This is a genomic window from Streptomyces sp. NPDC025618 (genome assembly GCF_055558795.1).
Map to the genome: position 1 here is coordinate 26,391 of NZ_JBVHLW010000033.1, position 19,695 is coordinate 46,085.

General features: G+C 72.7%; 23 protein-coding genes. 11 read left to right on the forward strand and 12 right to left on the reverse strand.

What is annotated here, in order from left to right; translation table 11 throughout:
• The first annotated feature begins 12 nt into the window (after positions 1-12).
• Complete coding sequence (locus ACZ4A5_RS24220; RefSeq protein ID WP_467587929.1) at positions 13-1,410, forward strand: metallopeptidase TldD-related protein; 1,398 nt, start codon at positions 13-15, stop codon at positions 1,408-1,410.
• A 130-nt stretch (positions 1,411-1,540) separates the two neighbouring features.
• Positions 1,541-2,953 (forward strand): tyrosine--tRNA ligase, encoded by a 1,413-nt coding sequence (tyrS, locus tag ACZ4A5_RS24225; RefSeq protein WP_467587932.1) that lies wholly within the window; start codon positions 1,541-1,543, stop codon positions 2,951-2,953.
• 57 nt (positions 2,954-3,010) lie between these two features.
• Here the strand turns inward: tyrS and ACZ4A5_RS24230 are convergent, their stop codons facing one another.
• Positions 3,011-3,289 (reverse strand): GlsB/YeaQ/YmgE family stress response membrane protein, encoded by a 279-nt coding sequence (locus ACZ4A5_RS24230; protein ID WP_467587935.1) that lies wholly within the window; start codon positions 3,287-3,289, stop codon positions 3,011-3,013.
• A 93-nt stretch (positions 3,290-3,382) separates the two neighbouring features.
• Between ACZ4A5_RS24230 and ACZ4A5_RS24235 the strand changes: the two genes are divergently transcribed.
• Together ACZ4A5_RS24235 and ACZ4A5_RS24240 are read left to right on the forward strand one after the other, a co-directional pair.
• Complete coding sequence (locus ACZ4A5_RS24235; protein ID WP_467587938.1) at positions 3,383-3,901, forward strand: DUF3099 domain-containing protein; 519 nt, start codon at positions 3,383-3,385, stop codon at positions 3,899-3,901.
• Positions 3,902-4,132: 231 nt separating this feature from the next.
• Positions 4,133-4,357, forward strand: coding sequence for a hypothetical protein (locus ACZ4A5_RS24240; RefSeq protein ID WP_398867076.1), 225 nt, complete (start codon positions 4,133-4,135; stop codon positions 4,355-4,357).
• Here ACZ4A5_RS24240 and moaA read toward each other — a convergent pair.
• The 3 genes from moaA to ACZ4A5_RS24255 form a co-directional block, all read right to left on the reverse strand.
• Complete coding sequence (moaA, locus tag ACZ4A5_RS24245; protein ID WP_467587942.1) at positions 4,340-5,329, reverse strand: GTP 3',8-cyclase MoaA; 990 nt, start codon at positions 5,327-5,329, stop codon at positions 4,340-4,342. The genes ACZ4A5_RS24240 and moaA overlap by 18 nt on opposite strands.
• Positions 5,330-5,480: 151 nt before the next feature.
• Positions 5,481-7,097, reverse strand: coding sequence for a solute symporter family protein (locus ACZ4A5_RS24250; RefSeq protein WP_467587945.1), 1,617 nt, complete (start codon positions 7,095-7,097; stop codon positions 5,481-5,483).
• Complete coding sequence (locus ACZ4A5_RS24255) at positions 7,094-7,381, reverse strand: DUF485 domain-containing protein (protein ID WP_467588042.1); 288 nt, start codon at positions 7,379-7,381, stop codon at positions 7,094-7,096. Before ACZ4A5_RS24255 ends, ACZ4A5_RS24250 begins: the two co-directional genes overlap by 4 nt.
• Before the next feature lie 322 nt (positions 7,382-7,703).
• Here ACZ4A5_RS24255 and ACZ4A5_RS24260 point away from each other — a divergent pair, with 322 nt between their 5' ends.
• Together ACZ4A5_RS24260 and ACZ4A5_RS24265 are read left to right on the forward strand one after the other, a co-directional pair.
• Positions 7,704-7,844 carry a hypothetical protein gene (locus ACZ4A5_RS24260; protein ID WP_467587948.1) on the forward strand — a complete coding sequence of 47 codons (141 nt, stop codon included), beginning with the start codon at positions 7,704-7,706 and terminating at the stop codon, positions 7,842-7,844.
• Between the two features lie 151 nt (positions 7,845-7,995).
• A complete protein-coding gene (locus ACZ4A5_RS24265; protein ID WP_467587951.1) occupies positions 7,996-9,507 on the forward strand; it encodes a S8 family peptidase in 1,512 nt (503 codons plus the stop codon).
• Between the two features lie 175 nt (positions 9,508-9,682).
• Here ACZ4A5_RS24265 and ACZ4A5_RS24270 read toward each other — a convergent pair whose 3' ends face one another.
• From ACZ4A5_RS24270 to ACZ4A5_RS24280, 3 genes are read right to left on the reverse strand one after another with little or no spacing between them, the layout of a single operon-like run.
• Positions 9,683-10,741, reverse strand: coding sequence for a zinc-dependent alcohol dehydrogenase family protein (locus ACZ4A5_RS24270; RefSeq protein WP_467587954.1), 1,059 nt, complete (start codon positions 10,739-10,741; stop codon positions 9,683-9,685).
• 33 nt (positions 10,742-10,774) lie between these two features.
• Positions 10,775-11,455, reverse strand: a complete 681-nt coding sequence (locus tag ACZ4A5_RS24275) for a lysoplasmalogenase family protein (RefSeq protein WP_467587957.1) — start codon at positions 11,453-11,455, stop codon at positions 10,775-10,777.
• Positions 11,452-12,345: a sterol desaturase family protein gene (locus ACZ4A5_RS24280; protein ID WP_467587960.1), complete on the reverse strand. Its 894-nt coding sequence runs from the start codon at positions 12,343-12,345 to the stop codon at positions 11,452-11,454. Before ACZ4A5_RS24280 ends, ACZ4A5_RS24275 begins: the two co-directional genes overlap by 4 nt.
• Before the next feature lie 232 nt (positions 12,346-12,577).
• On the opposite strand from ACZ4A5_RS24280, the gene ACZ4A5_RS24285 reads away from it, so the two are divergent.
• Genes ACZ4A5_RS24285 through ACZ4A5_RS24295 form a run of 3 tightly spaced genes read left to right on the forward strand, consistent with a single transcriptional unit; the run spans position 12,578 to position 15,248 of the window.
• Positions 12,578-13,570: a DEDDh family exonuclease gene (locus tag ACZ4A5_RS24285; protein ID WP_467587964.1), complete on the forward strand. Its 993-nt coding sequence runs from the start codon at positions 12,578-12,580 to the stop codon at positions 13,568-13,570.
• A gap of 46 nt (positions 13,571-13,616) precedes the next feature.
• Entirely contained in the window at positions 13,617-14,444 is an 828-nt protein-coding gene (locus ACZ4A5_RS24290; protein WP_467587967.1) for an SURF1 family cytochrome oxidase biogenesis protein, read from the forward strand.
• A gap of 54 nt (positions 14,445-14,498) precedes the next feature.
• Positions 14,499-15,248, forward strand: coding sequence for an SDR family oxidoreductase (locus tag ACZ4A5_RS24295; protein WP_467587971.1), 750 nt, complete (start codon positions 14,499-14,501; stop codon positions 15,246-15,248).
• A gap of 282 nt (positions 15,249-15,530) precedes the next feature.
• Here ACZ4A5_RS24295 and amaP read toward each other — a convergent pair whose 3' ends face one another.
• From amaP to ACZ4A5_RS24320, 5 genes are read right to left on the reverse strand one after another with little or no spacing between them, the layout of a single operon-like run.
• On the reverse strand, positions 15,531-16,127 hold the full coding sequence (gene amaP, locus ACZ4A5_RS24300) for an alkaline shock response membrane anchor protein AmaP (RefSeq protein ID WP_467587974.1): 597 nt from the start codon (positions 16,125-16,127) through the stop codon (positions 15,531-15,533).
• 7 nt (positions 16,128-16,134) lie between these two features.
• Positions 16,135-16,749 carry a DUF6286 domain-containing protein gene (locus ACZ4A5_RS24305; RefSeq protein WP_467587978.1) on the reverse strand — a complete coding sequence of 205 codons (615 nt, stop codon included), beginning with the start codon at positions 16,747-16,749 and terminating at the stop codon, positions 16,135-16,137.
• Complete coding sequence (locus ACZ4A5_RS24310; RefSeq protein WP_467587981.1) at positions 16,746-17,102, reverse strand: Asp23/Gls24 family envelope stress response protein; 357 nt, start codon at positions 17,100-17,102, stop codon at positions 16,746-16,748. The genes ACZ4A5_RS24305 and ACZ4A5_RS24310 overlap by 4 nt, the downstream gene beginning before the upstream one ends.
• Before the next feature lie 41 nt (positions 17,103-17,143).
• The gene (locus ACZ4A5_RS24315) at positions 17,144-17,335 is read right to left on the reverse strand and encodes a hypothetical protein (protein ID WP_366008410.1); all 192 of its coding nucleotides are present in this window, start codon (positions 17,333-17,335) and stop codon (positions 17,144-17,146) included.
• 10 nt (positions 17,336-17,345) lie between these two features.
• Positions 17,346-17,768: an Asp23/Gls24 family envelope stress response protein gene (locus ACZ4A5_RS24320; RefSeq protein WP_467587984.1), complete on the reverse strand. Its 423-nt coding sequence runs from the start codon at positions 17,766-17,768 to the stop codon at positions 17,346-17,348.
• A gap of 185 nt (positions 17,769-17,953) precedes the next feature.
• Here ACZ4A5_RS24320 and ACZ4A5_RS24325 point away from each other — a divergent pair, with 185 nt between their 5' ends.
• Positions 17,954-18,703 (forward strand): hypothetical protein, encoded by a 750-nt coding sequence (locus tag ACZ4A5_RS24325; protein WP_467587987.1) that lies wholly within the window; start codon positions 17,954-17,956, stop codon positions 18,701-18,703.
• A 195-nt stretch (positions 18,704-18,898) separates the two neighbouring features.
• Positions 18,899-19,564, forward strand: a complete 666-nt coding sequence (locus ACZ4A5_RS24330) for a hypothetical protein (RefSeq protein WP_467587990.1) — start codon at positions 18,899-18,901, stop codon at positions 19,562-19,564.
• Positions 19,565-19,695: the final 131 nt, after the last annotated feature.

The following is a 19,695-nucleotide window of genomic DNA, read 5'->3' on the forward strand; positions in this document are numbered from 1 at the left end:
GGAGGCGGGTCAGTGAGCCCTCGTAACCGGAACAAGCCGCACGAGATCGTCGAGCGCGCCCTGGAGCTGTCGCGTGCCGACGGCTGTGTCGTGATCGCGAGCGAGGACTCCACCGCCAATCTCCGCTGGGCGGGCAACGCGCTCACGACCAACGGCGTCACCCGCGGCCGCACCGTCACCGTGATCGCGACCGTCGACGGCGCCGAGGGCACGGCCTCCGGGGTCGTCTCCCGCTCGGCGGTCACCGCGGACGAGCTGGAGCCGCTGGTCCGGGCCGCCGAGGCCGCCGCCCGGGAGGCGGGCCCCGCCGAGGACGCCCAGCCGCTGGTGACGGGCGTCCCGCACTCCCCCGACTTCACCGACGCGCCCGCCGGGACCTCCCCCGCGGTCTTCGACGCCTTCGCGCCCGCGCTCGGCGAGTCCTTCGCCCGCGCCCGCGCCGAGGGCCGCGAGCTCTACGGCTTCGCCCTGCACCAGGTGGACTCGCACTACATGGGCTCCTCCGCCGGGCTGCGGCTCCGGCACGACCAGCCCACCGGCACCCTGGAGCTCAACGCCAAGTCCCCGGACCGCACGCGCTCCGCGTGGGCGGGCCGCGCCACGCGTGACTTCACGGACGTGGACCCGGCGGCGCTGGACGCCGAGCTGGCCCGGCGGCTCGCCTGGGCCCGTACGAGGATCGAGCTGCCCGCCGGGCGCTACGAGACGCTGCTCCCGCCGACCGCCGTCGCGGACCTCATGATCCACCAGACGTGGTCGGCGACGGCCCGGGAGGCGGCGGAGGGCCGTACGGTCTTCTCCAAGGCCGGCGGCGGTACCCGGCTCGGGGAGAAGCTGACCGCGCTGCCGCTCTCGCTGCGCAGCGACCCGGCCCACCCGGGTCTGCAGTGCGCGCCGTTCGTGCTCACGAGCAGCTCCGGCGAGGACTCCTCGGTCTTCGACAACGGGCTGCCGCTCGCCGCCACGGACTGGATCCGCGAGGGCGTCCTCGAGCGGCTGATCACGACCCGCCACACCGCCGGCCTGACGGACCTCCCCGTGGCCCCGGGCATCGACAACCTCATCCTGGACGGGGGCGGCGACCGCTCCCTGGACGAGATGGTGGCCGACACCGAGCGCGGTCTGCTGCTGACCTCCCTGTGGTACATCCGCGAGGTCGACCCGGCGTCGCTGCTGCTCACCGGGCTCACCCGGGACGGCGTCTATCTCGTGGAGCAGGGCGAGGTCGTCGGCGAGGTGAACAACTTCCGCTTCAACGAGTCCCCCCTCTCCGTGCTCTCCCGGGCGACGGAGGCGGGCCGCACCGAGCCGACGCTGCCCCGCGAGTGGGGCGACTACTTCAGCCGGGCGGCGATGCCCGCGCTGCGCGTGCCCGACTTCAACATGAGCTCGGTCAGCCAGGGGGTGTGAGCGCGGGCGGGGGTGGGACAGCCGGGGCGCGCCGCCGGGCCGAATAGACTGGGCGCGTCCGCCCACCCCCTCCCTCCCGTCCTCCTCTTCTCTCCTTCCTTCATCCGTCCTCTCGATCCCCAGGAACGTCATGACACGCCTCGGCGAATCCGTCGCCCGCGCCAGCGAGCTCCTCGCGCAGGACCTCTCCTCCGACCAGACCGTCCAGCGGCTGCTCACGGAGACGGGCTCGCGGCGCTATCTCGACCTGACGGATCTGTCGGCGAAGGAGCAGGCCGAGCTGATCGCGGCCCGTACGGTCGAGGTGCTGCCGGGCGTGGACAAGCTCGCCGCGCGCATCGACGAGCGCCGGGCCGCGGGCAAGGGCCTGAGCATCAAGCTGGGCATCGACCCGACCGGCACCGATGTGCACCTCGGCCACGCCGTGCCGATGATCATCCTCAACCGCTTCCAGCGCATGGGGCACGACGTCACCCTGCTGATCGGTGACTTCACCGCCAAGATCGGCGACCCGACGGGCCGTACGGCCGAGCGCCCGCCGCTCACCGACGACGACATCGCGCGGAACCTGGCCGGCTACCGCGAGCAGGTCCGGCCGTTCTTCGACTTCGAGAAGGTCAGCTTCCGCCAGAACAGCGAGTGGCTTGCGCCGTACACCTTCCCCGAGCTGCTCGGTCTGCTCTCGCAGGTGCCGGTCTCGCAGCTGCTCCAGCGCGAGGACTTCCGCACGCGGCTGGCCGCCGGTTCCGGTCTGACCATGTCGGAGCTGCTCTACCCGATCGCGCAGGGCCTGGACTCGGTGGCGCTGGACTGCGACGTGGAGCTGGGCGGCGCCGACCAGCTGCTCAACCTCCAGATGGGCCGCAAGCTCATGGAGCTGCGCGGTCAGCGCCCGCAGCTCGTGGTGACCATGCCGCTGATCGAGGGCACGGACGGCACCGGCGCGAAGATGTCCAAGTCCAAGGGCAACTACGTCGGTCTGACCGCGCCCGCCGACGATGTCTTCGGCAAGATCATGTCGGTGCCGGACCGGCTGATGGAGCCGTACCTCAAGGCGTGGACGGAGTGGTCGGACGAGGAGGTCGCGCTCGTCCTGGCCCGCGTGGCGGAGCGGTCGCTGCACCCGATGGACCTCAAGAAGGTGCTGGCGGGCGAGGTCGTGACCGCGCTGTACGGCGTCGAGGCGGCGATGGCGGCCCGGGCCGGCTTCATCGCGCAGTTCTCGAAGAAGAGCTTCACCGACGTCGAGAGCCTGCCGGTGGTGGAGCTCGGCGAGCACGGCGGCGAGGCGGCCACGACCGTGCTCAGCCAGGTGCTGGGCTTCCAGCCGAGCGCCTCCGCAGCGCGGCGGGTGGCGAAGCAGAACGGTCTGCGGCTGATCGTCGAGCACTCCGGCGGCCAGGAGGCGGTCGTGCTCCCGGAGTCCGAGGCGATCCGCCCGCTGGGCGAGGTCGTCGGGGAGGCCGTGGCGAAGCTCGGCACCGCGGCGTCCGGTGTGTATCTCAAGGCCGGCCGCAAGGTCGCGGAGCTCCGCGGCCTGTAGGCCCCGGTCGCGAGCGGGCGCCGGGCGGGCCGGTCCATCCGGCCCGCCCGGCCTCTTTCATGCCCGGGCCTTGCGGTTGCCCCGCAACCCCACCCACAGGCGGTCCCCGATGCCGACCACGAGCACCGCTCCGGCCAGCTGGAGCAGATGGCGGCCCCAGTCGATGCCCTTGGTGTCGTTGATGCCGAGGCCCGTGGCCGCCCAGTTGCCGACCAGGCTGCCGATCATGCCGAGGATGATCGTCAACCAGATGGGGATCTGCTGCTTGCCCGGCAGGATCGCCTTGGCGATCAGGCCCAGCACCAGACCGACGATGATGGCCCACAACCAGCTCATGTCGCCTCCTCATGCGGCGCGATATGGCGTGCCCCGCCATTCTGGGGCCGCCCGGGGTACGGCGCATTTCGGACCGGTCCCTACGCCGCGTGCATGAGAGAGATGCAGGTCGGGGCGAGGGTCGGACGGGGCGCCCCGGTCTCGTGGGCGGGCGGGGCGCGGCGTAACGTTGAATACGTCCTGGACGAATGGCACGTCCCGGCGGCGAGCGGGTGGTGGAACGTGATGCGGAAGCTGGGCGGGCCGGAGGTCATCAGGATCACCGGGGCCCGACGGGGTCTGGCCGAGGACGTGCGCGGCCGGCAGCGGCGGTACGTCTTCTCGATGCTCGTCCGCACCCTCTCGGTGGTGCTGACCGTGGTGCTGTGGAACGTCGAGCGCTATGTGGCCATCGGCACGCTGATCCTGGGGGCGCTGCTCCCCTATATCGCCGTCGTGATCGCCAACGCGGGCCGGGAGAACGCCCCTTCGCTGCCCGGCACCTTCGTCCCCGCGCCGACCCGGCCGGTGCTGATGCCCCCTCCCATGGCCGGTCCGGCGGAACCCGCGGCGGAAGCGGACCGCGGCGACGGCCGGCCGCTGTCCGGCGATCAAGGGCGTGACCACAACTGATGTGCGGGAGTGGGCTCGCGGGCCGGTGCACACGCCGCCAAGCTCAAGAAAACCTCAGATCAATCATGTGGTTTCAGTGCCGCGCGCCGGTCACCCCGTGACATACTTCCTAAGCGCTCCGCATCCCCCGTCGGAGCGACAGACCGACGCCGGGCGGCTCCCCCCGTGGCTGCCCGGCGTCGCCGTGTCCAGGTGGCTCCCGGCCGCGCCGTGGCACGTAGAGTCTGGGGTGTGAACTCCCCCGATACCGCTGTGATCTGTTCCGCCAAGGGCTGCCGCGCCGATGCCGTGTGGGTGCTCGCGTGGAACAACCCCAAGCTGCACACGCCCGACCGGCGCAAGACGTGGCTCGCGTGCGACGAGCACCGTGAGCACCTGTCCAACTTCCTTGATCTGCGCGGCTTCCTCAAGGACGTGGTGCCCCTGCGGGAGTGGGAGTCAGCCGCCGATCGCTGACATGGGGCGCCGGGGCTGGAGGAAGGACGGGTCGTCCAGCCCCGAGCCCGCCTTCTTGCCCCACATCGCGTGCCGCCAGAACTCGGCTATCTCCTCGTCCGGCGCGCCGGAGCGCAGCACGCCCCGCAGGTCGGACTCCTCGCGCGCGAACAGGCACGTACGGATCTGCCCGTCGGCCGTGAGCCGGGTGCGGTCGCAGGCCGCGCAAAAGGGGCGGGTGACGGAGGCGATCACTCCGACGCGGGCGGGCCCGCCGTCGACGACCCAGCGCTCGGCGGGCGCGGAGCCGCGCTCGGCGTCGTCCTCCGGGGTGAGGCGGAAGCGCGTGCGGAGGCTCGCGAGGATGTCCTCCGCGGTGATCATCCCCTCGCGTTTCCAGCCGTGTTGGGCGTCAAGGGGCATCTGCTCGATGAAGCGGAGCTCATAGTCACGTCCGACGGCCCAGGCGAGGAGCTCGGGGGCCTCGTCGTCGTTGAGGCCGGGCATCAGGACGGCGTTGACCTTCACCGGCGTGAGGCCGGCCGCGCGGGCGGCGGCGAGGCCGTCGAGGACGTCCTGGTGCCGCTTGCGCCGGGTCAGGGCGCGGAAGACGTCCGGGCGCAGGGTGTCGAGCGAGACGTTGACGCGGTCGAGCCCGGCGGCCTTCAGGGCGCCGGCCGTGCGGGCGAGGCCGATGCCGTTGGTGGTGAGGGAGAGCCGGGGGCGCGGCAGGAGCTCCGCGCAGCGCTCGACGATGGGGACGAGGCCGGGCCGCAGCAGGGGTTCCCCGCCGGTGAAGCGGACCTCGGTGACACCGAGTGCCGTGACGGCGATGCGCACGAGGCGGACGATCTCGTCGTCGGTGAGGAGGTCGGGCTTGGCGAGCCACTGGAGGCCCTCTTCGGGCATGCAGTAGGTGCACCGGAGGTTGCAGCGGTCGGTGAGGGAGACGCGCAGATCGGTGGCGGCGCGGCCGTAGGTGTCGATGAGCACGGTTACGGCCCCTCCCGCGGACTGGAACGGTATTCGTTCGGTGTTCCGCAGCGTACGCGATGCCACTGACGTTCAACAGTTCGTTGAATTCCGGGAGGCTGCGTACGGTCCCTGGCGGGACGAGGGGCCGTCGGGCGGGTCCATGAGGCCGTCAGTGCGCGCCGTGTCCGGTGAGAGCGCGGACCTCCAGCTCCGCGTGCTTCACCGGGTCCGGCCGCTCCTTGGAGAGCAGCGAGCCCAGCCAGCCGAGCAGGAAGCCCAGCGGGATGGAGACGAGGCCGGGGTTGCCGAGCGGGAAGTAGTCGAAGCTCATCCCGGGGAAGAGCGCCTTGGGGTTGCCGGAGACCACCGGCGAGATGATCACCAGGGTGACCGAGGAGACCAGGCCGCCGTAGATCGACCACAGGGCGCCCTGGGTGGTGAAGCGCTTCCAGAAGAGGCTGTAGAGGATCGTGGGGAGGTTGGCGGACGCGGCGACGGCGAAGGCCAGGGCGACGAGCGCGGCCGCGTTGAGGCGGTGGGCGAAGATGCCGAGGACGATGGAGATCGCGCCGATGACGACGGCCGCGCACTTGGCGGTGAGGATCTCCTCCTTCTCGCTGGTGCGGCCCTTGCGGATGACGTTGGCCCACAGGTCGTGGGCGAAGGAGGCCGAGGAGGCGAGGGTCAGGCCCGCGACCACGGCGAGGATGGTCGCGAAGGCGACGGCGGAGATGACGGCGAGGAGGACCGCGCCGCCGGTGGATCCCGCGCCGCCGCCGATCTCCTGGGCGAGCAGCGGGGCCGCGGTGTTGCCGGACTCGTTGGACGCGGTGATCGCCTTGGGGCCGACCAGGGCCGCGGCGCCGAAGCCCAGCGCGATGGTCATCAGATAGAAGGCGCCGATGATGCCGATGGCCCAGTTCACGGACTTCCGGGCGGCCTTGGCGGTGGGCACGGTGTAGAAGCGGATCAGGATGTGCGGGAGCCCGGCGGTGCCGAGGACGAGGGCGAGGCCGAGCGAGATGAAGTTCAGCTTGGAGGTGCCGTCCTTGCCGTACTGCAGGCCCGGCTCCAGGAACGCCTTGCCCTTGCCGCTCTCCTTGGCGGCCTCGCCGAGGAGGGTGGAGACGTTCCAGTGGAACTTGTTCAGCACCAGGACGGTGATGAGCAGGGTGCCCGCGATGAGCATGACCGCCTTGACGATCTGCACCCAGGTGGTGCCCTTCATGCCGCCGATGGTCACGTAGAGCACCATGACGAGGCCGACCAGGCCGATGATCCAGCGGCGCGAGCCCTCGCCGGTGGCGCCGAGGAGCAGGGCGACCAGGGCGCCCGCCCCGACCATCTGGGCCAGCAGGTAGAAGATCGAGACGACGATGGTGGAGGTGCCCGCCGCGGTGCGCACGGGCCGCTGCTTGAGCCGGTGGGCGAGCACGTCGGCCATGGTGAAGCGGCCGGAGTTGCGCAGCGGTTCGGCGACCAGCAGCAGGGCGACCAGCCAGGCGACGAGGAAGCCGATGGAGTAGAGGAAGCCGTCGTAGCCGAAGAGCGCGATGGCGCCGGCGATGCCGAGGAAGGACGCGGCGGACATGTAGTCACCGGAGATGGCCAGGCCGTTCTGGAAGCCGGTGAAGGAGCGGCCGCCCGCGTAGAAATCGGTGGCGTCCTTGGTCTGCCGGCCGGCCCAGACGGTGATGCCGAGGGTCGTGGCGACGAAGACCGAGAAGAGCGTGATGATCAGCGTGCGGTGGTCGCTGGCCGCGCCCGCGGCGAGAGTGAGGATCATTCCCCGGCCTCCAGTCGCGCGCGCAGGGCCTCGGAGCGGGGGTCGAGCTTCTCGGCGGCGTGCCGGGAGTACCACCAGGCGATCAGGAAGGTGGTGAGGAACTGGGCGAGGCCGAAGACGAAGGCGATGTTGATGTTGCCGACGACCTGGGTGCCCATGAAGCCGCCCGCGTAGTTGGAGAGCAGCACGTAGAGCAGGTACCAGGAGATGAAGGCGATGGTGAGGGGGAAGGTGAACGAGCGCTGGGCGCGGCGCAGTTCACCGAATTCCTCGCTCGCCTGCATCGCGAGATAAGGGTCGGGCTCGGCGGAGGCGACGGCGAGGTCGGGGCTGCCGGGCTCTTCCGGTTCCTGGGCGGTGGTGGGTGCGGTATCCACGGTCTCTCCTGATGGGGGTGGCACGAAGGCGCGAACCGTTGGCCTGTGATCTGGATCACGCATCGTAGAGGCAGGTCGCAGTATGCGACAGGGGGAGCGTCGGCGAATTCGGGGCGGGCGGGCGCGCGGTGCGACACCGGCCGCCCGCACCCTCGTTGACCCTGGTGTGAGCGATGAGCCACTTCCTCCCCCGCGGCCCCCGGGCCGACGACCGTTCGGGATCGTCAGGTTGACGGCCCCCATAGCGGCGGTGCCGACCGGGCGGTCGGCCACGATCCCGCGCGCGGGCCGCTGGTACGGGCCGCGGGTGCCGCTGCCTCCGCTGAGCTACGACGGGTTGCGCGACCCGAGCCTGCCGCCACCGCCCTGACGAAGCGTCATATGCCGTCGGAGAGCGGCATCATCAGGGCGTTGTGCGGGCGGATCATTGCCCGGGGCCGGGGCCGGCGCTAGCTTCACTCGTCATGTACCCGTCCGTGCGCGGCAGGCGCGCGGCGGTTTTCGGATGATGTGGAGACCCCATGGCTGACCCGCGTACCAGACGTCACCGCCTGCTGGCCCTCCCCGCCGGGCTCGCCCTCACCGCCTCGCTCGGCTTCCTCCCCGGCACGGCCTCGGCCGCCCCGCCGTCGAAGACCCCCGTCACCACGGACGGGCCCGTGCTGTCGTACGTCGTCAACACCACCGCCGACCGGGCCACCGTCGCCCGGGTGCGCGAGGCGGTCACCACGGCCGGGGGCAGCGTGCTGACCTCCTACGAGCGCATAGGCGTGATCGTCGCCCACTCCGCGAACCCCGGCTTCGCCGCGGCGCTCCGGGCCGTACCGGGCGTGCAGTCCGCGGGCGCCACCCGCACCGCGCCGATCGTCCCGTCCGCCACCACCGACGTCGGCCCGCCCGAGAAGGTCCAGGCCCCCGAGAGCAGCGCCCTGAGCGCCTCCCGCTCGCTCGCCTCCGGCAAGGAGCCCCTGGAGGGCCTCCAGTGGGACCTGCCCGCCATCAAGGCGGACGAGGCGGCCAAGGTCGACGACGGCAGCCGGAAGGTCACCGTCGGGGTCATCGACACCGGCGTGGACGACACCCACCCCGACCTCGCCCCCAACTTCTCCCGGAGCCAGTCCGCGAGCTGCGTCACCGGCAAGGCCGACACCAGCCCCGGCGCCTGGCGGCCCTTCGACCCGGCGAAGGACTACCACGGCACACACGTGGCGGGCACGATAGCCGCCGCCCGCAACGGCATCGGCGTGGCCGGTGTCGCGCCGGGCGTGCGGGTCTCGGCCATCAAGGTCTCGCAGCCGAAGACCAGTTCCTTCTACGCGGAGAGCGTGGTCTGCGCGTTCGTCTTCGCCGCGGAGCACGGCATCGCGGTGACGAACAACAGCTATTACGTCGACCCGTGGATGTTCAACTGCACGGACGATCCCGACCAGAAGGCCATAGCCGAGTCCATCGGCCGCGCCACGAAGTACGCCGAGAGCAAGGGCACGGTCAACGTCGCCTCCGCGGGCAACTCTGCCTTCGACCTGGCGGCCAAGGAGCTCACCGACGCGTCCAGCCCCAACGACGGCACGTCACCGCTGACCCGCAAGATCGACCCTTCGGTCTGCCTCGACGTCCCCGCGCAGCTCCCCGGTGTCGTCACGGTCGCCGCGACCGGCGCGAAGTCGGCCAAGGCGTACTACTCCAACTACGGCCTGGGCCAGATCGACGTGGCCGCCCCCGGCGGTGACAAGTACCAGCTGCCCGAACTGCCCGGCAAGGACGGCCGCATCCTCTCCACGCTGCCCGGCGGCGACTACGGCTTCCTCCAGGGCACGTCGATGGCCGGTCCGCACGTGGCGGGCGTGGCGGCGCTGCTGAAGAGCACGCACCCCCGGTCGACGCCGCAGGAGATCCAGTGGATCCTCAAGGCGCAGGCGCACAACCCCGGCTGCGGCAAGGACGAGACCGCGTGCAAGGGCACGGCGCAGGTCAACGGCTTCTACGGCTACGGCATCGTGGACGCCCTGGCGGCGGTCCAGGACCAGGACTGATCCCGCCCCGGGGCTCCGCCCTTGGGCCCCGGGGGGTGTGAGGGGCTGGATGTGCCGCACGTGGTCGTCGGCCTACGGCACATCCGGGCCCGGCCGGTGTGCTGGGCCCCGGACGGAGGGGAGAGCCGGGGAGCAACGGCGGCGGACCCGCCACCGCTCCCCCCGCCGGCCGGCGTCAGGGCTTGATCAGGACCTTCAGGGCCGTACGGTCCTCCATCGCGCGGTAGCCGTCCGGCACGCCGTCGAGATCCACCGTCAGGTCGAAGACCGGGGACGGGTCGATCGTGCCGTCCAGGACGTCCGGGAGCAGCTCGGGGATGTAGCTGCGGACGGGCGCGACGCCGCCGCGGACGGCGATGTTGTTGTCGAACATCAGCCGGAGGTCGAGGCCGCTGCCGCTGCCGTGCGGGACGCCGACGTAACCGACGGCCCCGCCGGGCCGGGTGATGCCCAGCGCCGTCCGCATCGACTGCTCGGTACCGACCGCCTCGATCACGGCGTGCGCGCCCTGGCCGCGCGTCAGCTCCCGTACCGCGGCCACCGCCGCCTCGCCGCGCTCCGCGACCACGTCGGTGGCGCCGAACTTAATGGCGATGGCGGTCCGCGCCTCGTGCCGGCCGAGCGCGATGATCCGCTCCGCGCCGAGCCGCTTGGCGGCCAGCACCCCGCAGAGGCCGACCGCGCCGTCACCGACCACGGCGACCGTGGCCCCGGGGCGCACGCCCGCGCCCAGCGCCGCGTGGTGGCCGGTGCCCATCACGTCCGACAGCGTGAGGACCGCGTCCAGCAGCCGGCTGTCGCCGTAGGGGGTGTCGGGGGCCAGTTCGGCGGGGATCCGCACCAGCGTGGCCTCGGCGAACGGCACGCGGACCGCCTCGCCCTGGCCGCCGTCGGAGCCCGGCGCGCCCCAGAAGCCGCCGTGCTCGCAGGAGGTCGTCAGCCCCTCGACGCAGAAGTCGCACACGCCGTCCGACCACATGAAGGGCGCCACGACGAGCTCCCCGGGCTTGAGCGAGGTCACCTCGGACCCGGTCTCCATGACCATGCCGAGGAACTCGTGGCCGATGCGCTGCCTGGGCTCCCGGGCCGCCTCACCGCGGTAGGCCCACAGGTCGCTGCCGCAGATGCAGGCCCGCATCACCCGTACGATCGCGTCGCCGGGCCGCTGGATCCGGGGGTCCGGGACGTCCTCGACCCGGATGTCGTGGGGAGCGTGGATGGTCGTCGCGCGCATGGTGCTCGTCCTTGCCGGCTCAAGTCGTGGTGCTCAGGAGGTCGTACGCATCTCACGGTACGCGGGAGCCTCCCGCGCCGCAGATGCGGGCACCGTCCTCAGAAGCCCCTCCGCCAGCAGGAACTGCGCGGCGAGGTAGGTCAGCATGACCCAGAACTGGGGCACGGGCGCCTGTGGCCAGTCGGCCAGGCCGGTGGCGAGGAGCGTGTCCGACAGCAGGAACAGCAGCCCGCCCGCCGCGGCCGCCGCGCGGGCGCGGGTCGCGCCGAGCGCCATCGCGGTCAGCAGCAGGCTGTAGAGCGCGACGGGGATCCGCAGCCGCGCCTCCAGATCGGGCCACAGCAGCACCACCGTGCCGAGCCAGGCCACGCCGTACGCACCGGCCAGCGCGTACGTCCGCCCGCCGCGCGGGCCGCCGTGCCGGGCCCAGAGCGCGAGGTAGCAGACGTGCCCGGCGGCGAAGGACGCCATGCCGAGCAGGAAGACGGTGTCACCGCCGACGCCCAGCAGGGTGTCACCGCCGCAGCCGAACAGCAGCGCCCCGGCGAGGAGCCGCGGCCCGCCGCGCGCGAGCACGGTCGCGGCGAGGAGCGGCATGAGCGCGGGCTTGGTGACGGGCGCGACGACGGAGCCGGCGAGCAGCGCGCAGAGATGGGCGGCGGCGACGGCCAGGAAGGCGGCCTGGAGCGCGCGGGCTCCGCGGCCGCCGCTCACGCGGCCGGCTCGTGGGCGCGGGCCGGCGTCCCGGACGGCCGCTCGGCCACGGCCGCCTCCGGCTGCCAGCCGGGCCCCGCGAACACCCGCCCGGCCCGCTCCCGCCAGCTCCTCGCGGCCCGCAGGTCGCGCAGGATGGCCGCGTATTCGTGGGTGGCCACGCGCAGCGGGTTGTAGGTGTCGATGTTCTTGGTCAGGCCGTAGACCGGGGGTTCGGCCTCCGGCACGAAGGAGCCGAAGAGCCGGTCCCAGACGATGAGGATGCCGCCGAAGTTGCGGTCGAGGTAGCCGCCTTGCGAGGCGTGGTGCACGCGGTGGTGGGAGGCCGTGTTGAGGACGTACTCGAAGGGCCGCGGCAGCTTCCGTACGCGCTCGGTGTGCACCCAGAACTGATAGACGAGGTTGGCCGAGGAGCAGAACGCCAGCGCCGCCGGGTGCACCCCCAGCGCGATCATCGGCAGGTAGAACGGCCACACGGTGAGCGTGGTCCACGGCTGGCGCAGCGCGGTGGTGAGGTTGAACTTCCGGCTGGAGTGGTGCACCACGTGGCACGCCCAGAGGATCCGTACGACGTGGTGCCCGCGGTGGGACCAGTAGTAGAAGAAGTCCTGGACGAGCAGCATCAGGGGCAGCGTCCACCAGAGCACGGGCACGCGCAGCGGGGTGAGCTCGTAGAGAGCGGTGTAGACGGCGACGATCGGGATCTTCCACAGCGCGTCGAAGACGAGGCTGCCGAGCCCCATGCCGACGCTGGTGACCGCGTCCTTGGCCTCGTACCCCGCGGCCCGGCTCTCCTCGGCCGGGTGCAGGCGATAGCTCACCAACTCCAGTGCGGTGAGCAGGAGGAAGGCGGGTATGGACCACAGCACGACATCGGGAAGGTGCGGCATGGCCGCACGATAAACGCGCCGCCGGGCGGGGCGCTAGGGGTTGTTACCCACGGGTTACTCCTGACTGTTACCGGAGGTTCCGCCGGCCGGGGAGGACAGGGTGGGGCGAGCGGCCCTCAGCACTCGCCAACTCTCTTCCGGGTGACCCAAATCACCCTCGCGCCTCCCAACCCGCCCCATTCCCGCCCCACTCCACCCACGCTGTCAGTGCGGCCCCGTATTCTCTGTGACCATGCTCGTAGACCGTGCCGCCGACGAATCGCCGACCCCGTGGCCGGCCGCGTATCCCGAGGGGTATGCGGTCGTCGACGTGGAGACCACCGGGCTCGCCCGTGACGACCGGATAGTGTCGGCCGCCGTCTATCAGCTGGACGGGCGGGGGCAGGTGGAGGATCAGTGGTACACGCTGGTCAACCCGCAGCGCGACCCCGGGCCGGTGTGGATCCACGGGCTCACGACCGAACTCCTCGCGGACGCGCCGCTCTTCCCGGAGATCGCCGACGAGCTGGCGAAGCGGCTGGACGGGCGGGTGCTCGTCGCGCACAACGCCGCGTTCGACTGGTCGATGCTCGCCCGGGAGTACGCGCGGGCGAAGGTCACCGCTCCCGTGCGGCAGCGGCTGTGCACCATCGCGCTCTCCAAGGAGCTGGGGCTGCCGCTGCCCAATCACAAGCTGGAGTCGCTCGCCGCGCACTACGGCGTCGTGCAGCAGCGCGCCCACCACGCCCTCGACGACGCGCGCGTGCTCGCCGAGACCTTCCGCCCGAGCCTGGAGCTCGCCGCCGAGACCGGGCTGCGGCTGCCGCTGCTGGCCTGCCAGCCGCTGACCGAGTGGTCCGACGCGCCCGCCCCCACGCGCTCCGCCGGCATCGGCTACCAGCCTTCGTACCGCTCCGGGACCTGGCGGGCGAGCCGCAAGCGCCCGGCGTGCCCGTACCCCAACCCCGGCAGGTACAAAGAGGGCGAACAGCTCATTCAGGGCATGCGGGTGGCGATCTCGGGTGACACCTCCATCGACCGCGAGCTGCTGGAGGACCGGGCCATCGAGGCGGGGCTGCACATCGCCACCAGCGTGTCCCGGCTGACCAGCCTGCTGGTGACCAATGACCCCGGCTCCCCCACCTCCAAGACCGCCAAGGCGCGTTCCTTCGGCACCCCGGTGATCGACGAGGCGGCGTTCATGCAGCTCCTGCTGCATGTGGTCCCGGCGCGCGAGGGCAAATAAGCACCCGATGCCCGGGGGGCGAACCCCGCCAGGTACCGTCAAATGCGTGTACCGCTTCCTGCTGTCCCGGCAGTGGGTGATCCTCACACTCGTGGGGCTCGTCCTCATCCCGGTGATGATCAAACTGGGCTTCTGGCAGTTCCACCGCCATGAGAACCGGGTCGCGCACAACGACCTGGTGGCCCGCAGCCTGGCCGCCGAGCCGGTCCCCGTCACCGAGCTGACGAAGCCCGGCCGGCCCGTGCCGGGCGACGACGTATGGCGGCGGGTCACGGCCCACGGGACGTACGACACCAAGGGCGAGGTCGTGGTCCGGCAGCGGACCGACAAGGACGGGCAGCGGCAGGGCTACTACGTCCTCACCCCCCTGGTCACCGACGCCGGACAGACGCTCATCGTCAACCGCGGGTGGATCCCGGCGGGTGACGACCTGACGAAGTTCCCCCCGGTCCCCGCGCCGCCGTCCGGCAAGGTCTCCGTCACGGGCCGCCTCAAGGCCGACGAGACGGACTCCAGCGGCATCAAGAACACCAGGGGCCTGCCGCCCCGCCAGGTCATGCGCATCAACAGCCGGACCCAGGCGCAGGCCCTCGGCCGGCCGGTGCTCGGCGGCTACGTCGAGCTCACCGCCCCCGACCCGGGCGACAAGGGCCCCCAGCTCGTGCCCGAGCCCGACCACGACAGCATCGGGCCGCACATGGCCTACGCCGTGCAGTGGTGGCTGTTCTCCGCGTTCGTGCCCGTCGGCTGGGTGATCCTGGTCCGCCGCGAGCGCAAGGACCGGGACGCGGAGGCCGCCAAGGCGGCGAAGGCCGCGCGGTCCGCCGACGGCCCGGACCCCGAGGCGGCCCGGACGGCGGCCACCGCCGAGTAGTCACCCCTCGCCCCACCCTCGCCCTTCCGGGGCCCCGCAGGGCAGACTGAGCGCATGGATCTTGGACTGCAGGACCGGGTGTACGTACTCACCGGCGCGAGCCGCGGCCTGGGCAACGCCACGGCCCGGGAACTCGTCGCCGACGGTGCGAAGGTGGTGATCACCGGGCGGGACGAGAAGTCCGTGACGGCCGCCGCGGAGGAACTGGGACCCCGCGCGCTCGGCGTCGCCGCGGACAACGCCGACCCCGAGGCCGCCGCCCGCCTCATCGCCACCGCGCGCGAGCGGTTCGGCCGCTTCGACGGCATCCTCATCAGCGTGGGCGGGCCCCCGCCCGGGTCCGCGGCGGACAACACCGACGAGCAGTGGCGGGCCGCCTTCGAATCCGTCTTCCTCGGCGCCGTCCGCACGGCCCGCACGGCCGCGGCCGAACTCTCCGACGGCGGCGTGATCGGCTTCGTCCTCTCCGGCTCGGTCCGCACCCCCATCCCCGGCCTGACCATCTCCAACGGCCTCCGCCCGGGCCTCGCCGGCTTCGCGAAGTCCCTCTCCCAGGAGGTGGGCCCGCGCGGCATCCGCGTGATCGGCTTGCTCCCCGGGCGCGTCGAGACGGACCGCGTGCGCGAGCTCGACGCGCTCTCGGGTGACGCGGAAGGTGTGCGGGCGGCCAGCGAGGCGACGATTCCGCTGCGGCGGTACGGGGCACCGGAGGAGTTCGGGAGGACGGCGGCTTTTCTGCTGTCGCCTGCGGCGTCGTATGTGACGGGGGCGATGATTCCGGTGGATGGGGGCGTGCTTCCTTAGCAGGCTGCTGCCCCTTTCGTCTGGGTGCGGGTGCGTTGCCGCCTGCGGCGGGAGCGCCCTGTGGGCGCGTCCTCAAACGCCGGACGGGCTGGTTTTAGCTGATGTGGGTGCGCAATTTCAGCCCGTCCGGCGTTTGAGGACAACGCGCGAAGCGTGTTGCGGGGTCTGGGGCGCAGCCCCCCACACGGCGGAGCCGCACATCAGATACAGCCGGGAAGGGGCGGGGCTGGGGAAAAGGCCCGTCGCAGGCGGAGGCTGGGGCACGCGCCCCAGCTCGTCCCCCTACTCCACCCTCTCAGCCCGGTGCCGCACCGCACCCAACCGGACCCGCGCCGGCAGCCGTTCCAGACCCGTCGACGCGCGCGCATGCGCCAGCACCTCGTCGTCCAGCGCGAGCAGCGCCGCCGACGGTGACGCGTGCGGAGCGAGGGTCAGGGAGACCGTCGCCTCCGGCGCCGAGCGGCGGCCGGAGAGGAGGACCAGGGCCCGGTCGACGCCGGGCAGGGACTCCGCCTCAGCGGCGAGCACCTCCTCCAGCGCCCGGCCGCGCACGACCGCCGCCTCGCCCCCGCCGCTGTCCACCAGCACCTCGCGCAGCCGGCGCCGCCGCAGCTGTGCCAGCAGCCACCACAGGGCCAGCAGCACCACGACGCCCAGCGCGGCGATCACCGCGGGCCACCACCAGCCCTCCCCTCGCCACTTCCGCCGCGCGGACTCGCCGAGCAGCACATCGTGCGGTCCGTCGAAGGGCCAGGCGGACGGCAGGGAGAAGTGCCAGTGCCGTTGCAGGTCCAGGGAGCCGACGAGCACGGCGGCGCCGAGCGCGACGAGCACGACCCCGGCCAGCCCCACCAGCACCCGGTTGACGGTCCTCAACACCGCGGGTTCACCTCTTCACCGGTCGTCGCACGTGCACCGAGAGCCCGGGGCTCCGGGCGAGGCCCAACTGCCGTACGCCGTCGGCCAGTACGGTGCCGAGGTCGTCGCGTACGTCGTCCAGGTCGCGGAAGTGGGAGACGGCGCGGGCCCGCACCCGGCGGCGGCCGACGTCGACGCGCACGGACTGCACGCCGGAGATCTCCATCGCGCGGTCCCGCAGGACCAGCGCCGCCGCCCAGCGGTCGAGCCCGGCCCGTACGTCGGGAGTGCCACGGCGCATGGGCAGCAGACCGCGCAGGCCCGGGGTGGCGGCGAGCGCGATCAGCCACAGCCCGGCGAGCACGGCGACGGCCGCGCAGGCGACGACCCAGGCGTTCCCGAGCTCCCGGGTGGCCAGTTCGTGGGCGAGCCGCCGGCGCCAGCCCATCGCGGGGCGGTGGGCGCGGACGGCGGCCACGTCGTAGAGGAGGAGCCCGGCGGCGGCCAGCACCACCGCGGCGACCAGCGCGGCGGGCAGCCGCCGGACGGACCAGAACCGTCCGGCGCGGGCGGCGTCGCCCTGCGCCTCCGCGGCTTCGACGGCCGGCGCGCCGCCCTCGGTGTCGAGTCCGTCGCCGCTCACAGCACCCTCTCCCGCCCCGCGCCCCGCGTGTGCGCCGAGTGCAGCCGCTCGACGGTGACGGCCACCTCGGGCACGTCCATGCCCGCCAACTCCCCCACCCGCTCGGCGATCCGGCGGCGTACCGCACCGCACTGCGCGCGGATGTCCGAGGGATAGCCGAGCTCCACCGAGACCCGTACGCGCGCGGAGTCGTCGCGCACGGCCACCGTGGCGTACGGCGGCTTGCGGTCCTCCCCCTCCGGCTCGTCCACCCCCGGTCCCGTGCCGTGCAGCGCCTCGCGCGCCGCCTGCGAAGCGATCTTCGCGACGACGCGGTCGGCGATATGGGTCGCACCGCGCTCAGCAGCTTCCACCACGTGTCCTCACCGCACCCCTCGCCCGGTCCACGGGCCCCTCACCGCCGCCGGTCGTCCCGCTCCCGCGAACGGAAGAGGTCGCCGGGGTCCAGATCGCCGTCCAGGAAGCGGCCCACCACGAAACCGATCGCGCCCAGGGCCGCCACCAGCAGGAACGCCCCGAACCCACCGAAGTACCCGGCGAATGCGAGCGCCATGCCGGCGATCATGCCCACCACGGCCATGCTCATCGTGCGCTCCTTACTGGAGCCTCGGCTCCGGCTCGTCGTCTTCCTCATCGGGCAGCTTGACGTCGCTCACGGCGATGTTGACCTCGACGACCTCCAGGCCGGTCATGCGCTCCACCGCCGAGATGACGTTTTCCCGCACAGCGCGCGCGACATCCGCGATGGCGACCCCGTAATCCACGACGATCTCCAGATCGAGCGCGGTCTGGACCTCACCGACCTCCGCCTTCACCCCCCGGGCCACGGACTTCGCGCCGCCCGGCACCCGGTCCCGCACGGCGCCGAAGGTGCGCGCGAGGCCGCTGCCCATCGCGTGGACACCGACCACGTCACGGGCGGCGAGCCCGGCGATCTTCTCCACGACTCCGTCGGCGATGGTCGTCCGGCCCCGGTCGGCCGGTGCGCCCAGCGGCTCCTTCGATGTGGTGTCGGTCATCGTCGATCGCCTCTCTCCCGGGGGAGGACATCACGGTCCACGGTTCCTTTTGCCACCATAGGTGGGGTTCACCCGTCGCGCTCGGGAGACCGGGGGAAGCTGCCGCTCGAGTGAGTCGTACGGGCGGGCGCCGCGGCGTACGGCAGGCTGGATTCGTTGGCTCACCTGACGGCTGAGAGGTGACGGTGGACGCGGACCGATGGACACAGGCCGTACGCGGGCAGCTCGCGCCCGGCAGGCTGCTGCCGCTCGGCGACGTCGCGGACGGCGCCTGGATCGTGGAGTCGGCCGCGGCGGGCGCGCTGCGCCGGGCGGCGGCCGCGGCCGTGCCGGACGCCCGCCTCGGCGCGCTCCGGCTCTCGCTCGCCGACCCGGCGTCGGCGGCCGGGCCCGCCGTACCGCCCCCGCCGAGCGCCCTCCCGGTGGGACCGCTGCGCGTGGTGGCGGACTTCGCGGCCGCGCTCGACCGGCCGCTGCCGGTGGTCGCGGACGAGCTGCGCAGGGCGGTACGGACCGCGGCCTCGGGGACGCTCGGAGCGGCGGTCGAGTCGGTCGACCTGCGGGCGACGGAGCTGCTGGAGGGCCTGACGGCCCAGGCGGCCGTTCCGGAGGAAGAGCCTCCCGACCCCGAGGGGGACGCGGGGGTCGTCCGGGCCGTGCTCTCCGTGCCGGGCGTGGCGGGCCTGGTGCCGCTCTTCGGGCGGGCGGTGCGGATCGACGACGGCGAGGGGAAGTGCCACGCGCAGGCGCAGTTCGCCGTGACGGAGGGGCGCCGTGCGCTGGAGACGGTGCGTGAGGTGCGGGCGGCCGTGGCCGGGGTGCTGGCGGGGCGTACGTCCGGCCCGGTGACGGTGGCCGCGGTGGTCACGGGGGTGCTCCCGGCCCGGCCCTCCCGGCCCTCGGACACCGGACGTGGCGGTCCTTTCCGCGGATAGACTTCCCGGGTTGTTGATCAAGGGGGGTCACCGATGGCGAGAAGACAGCCGCGTCCACGTCAGCCGCAGTGGGGGCCGGGCTTTCCGCCGGTGCCCCGGGTGCCGAACCGCCGGAGCGGCTGCCTCGGCGCCTTTCTCCGGTCCGCGCGGGTCAAGGCCGATTCGATCTTCACCGCATCCGGCCCGGGGCGTGTCATGGACCCGACGATCGACAGGGTGCAGAAGGGCCGCGCCCTCATCGGCGCCGCGGCCTCGTTCCTGCTGATCTGGACGTACGGCATAGACGGCGGCTGGAGCGGGGTCTTCAAGGACGGCGTCAGCAAGCTCTTCCTGGCCCCGCTGATCCTCATCCTGGTGGGGCCGCTCGTGATCCTGGGCTTCATCCGGTACGCCCCGGCCGAGCACCGCCCGCTGCTGCGCTCCCGGCTGCGCCATCCGCTGAAGGCCGTCGGCTGGTACGTGGGCGCGGTGGCCGCCTCCGTGGCCTGCCTCTACACCGTCAGCCAGAGCGGCCGTTGCATGGCGATGCTGGGCGGCACCGCCGGAATGCTGGGGGCGGCGGTGGTGCCGCTCGTGCTGCTGCCGGTCCTGCTGTGGATGGCGGCGTTCCTGTTCTTCTCCTCCGGCGCGGCCGCGCGGTACGCCTTCAACACCGCCGATGTGCACGCGGCCCTCCCGGCCGTGCTGACCGTGGTGCTGGTCTGGGTGCTCAATCTCGTCTCGCTGGGCGACGGGCTGCCGAACGGGCCGCTGCTGGTGAAGATCGCCGCGTTCCTCGGCGGACCGCTGTCGGTCACGGCCGTCTCCTGCTGGGAGCTGCGCCATCTGCGGACGCGCTACGGAGTGCGCGTCCGGGGCTGAGGGGGGGGGGGGGGGGGGGGGGGGGGGGGGGGGGGGGGGGCCCCCCCCCCCCCCCCCCCTCGGCCGGGCCTCCCCGCCGCCGTGCTCCGGCGGCAAGCTGGGCGCACCGCGGTGATCCGCGGACCCGGAAC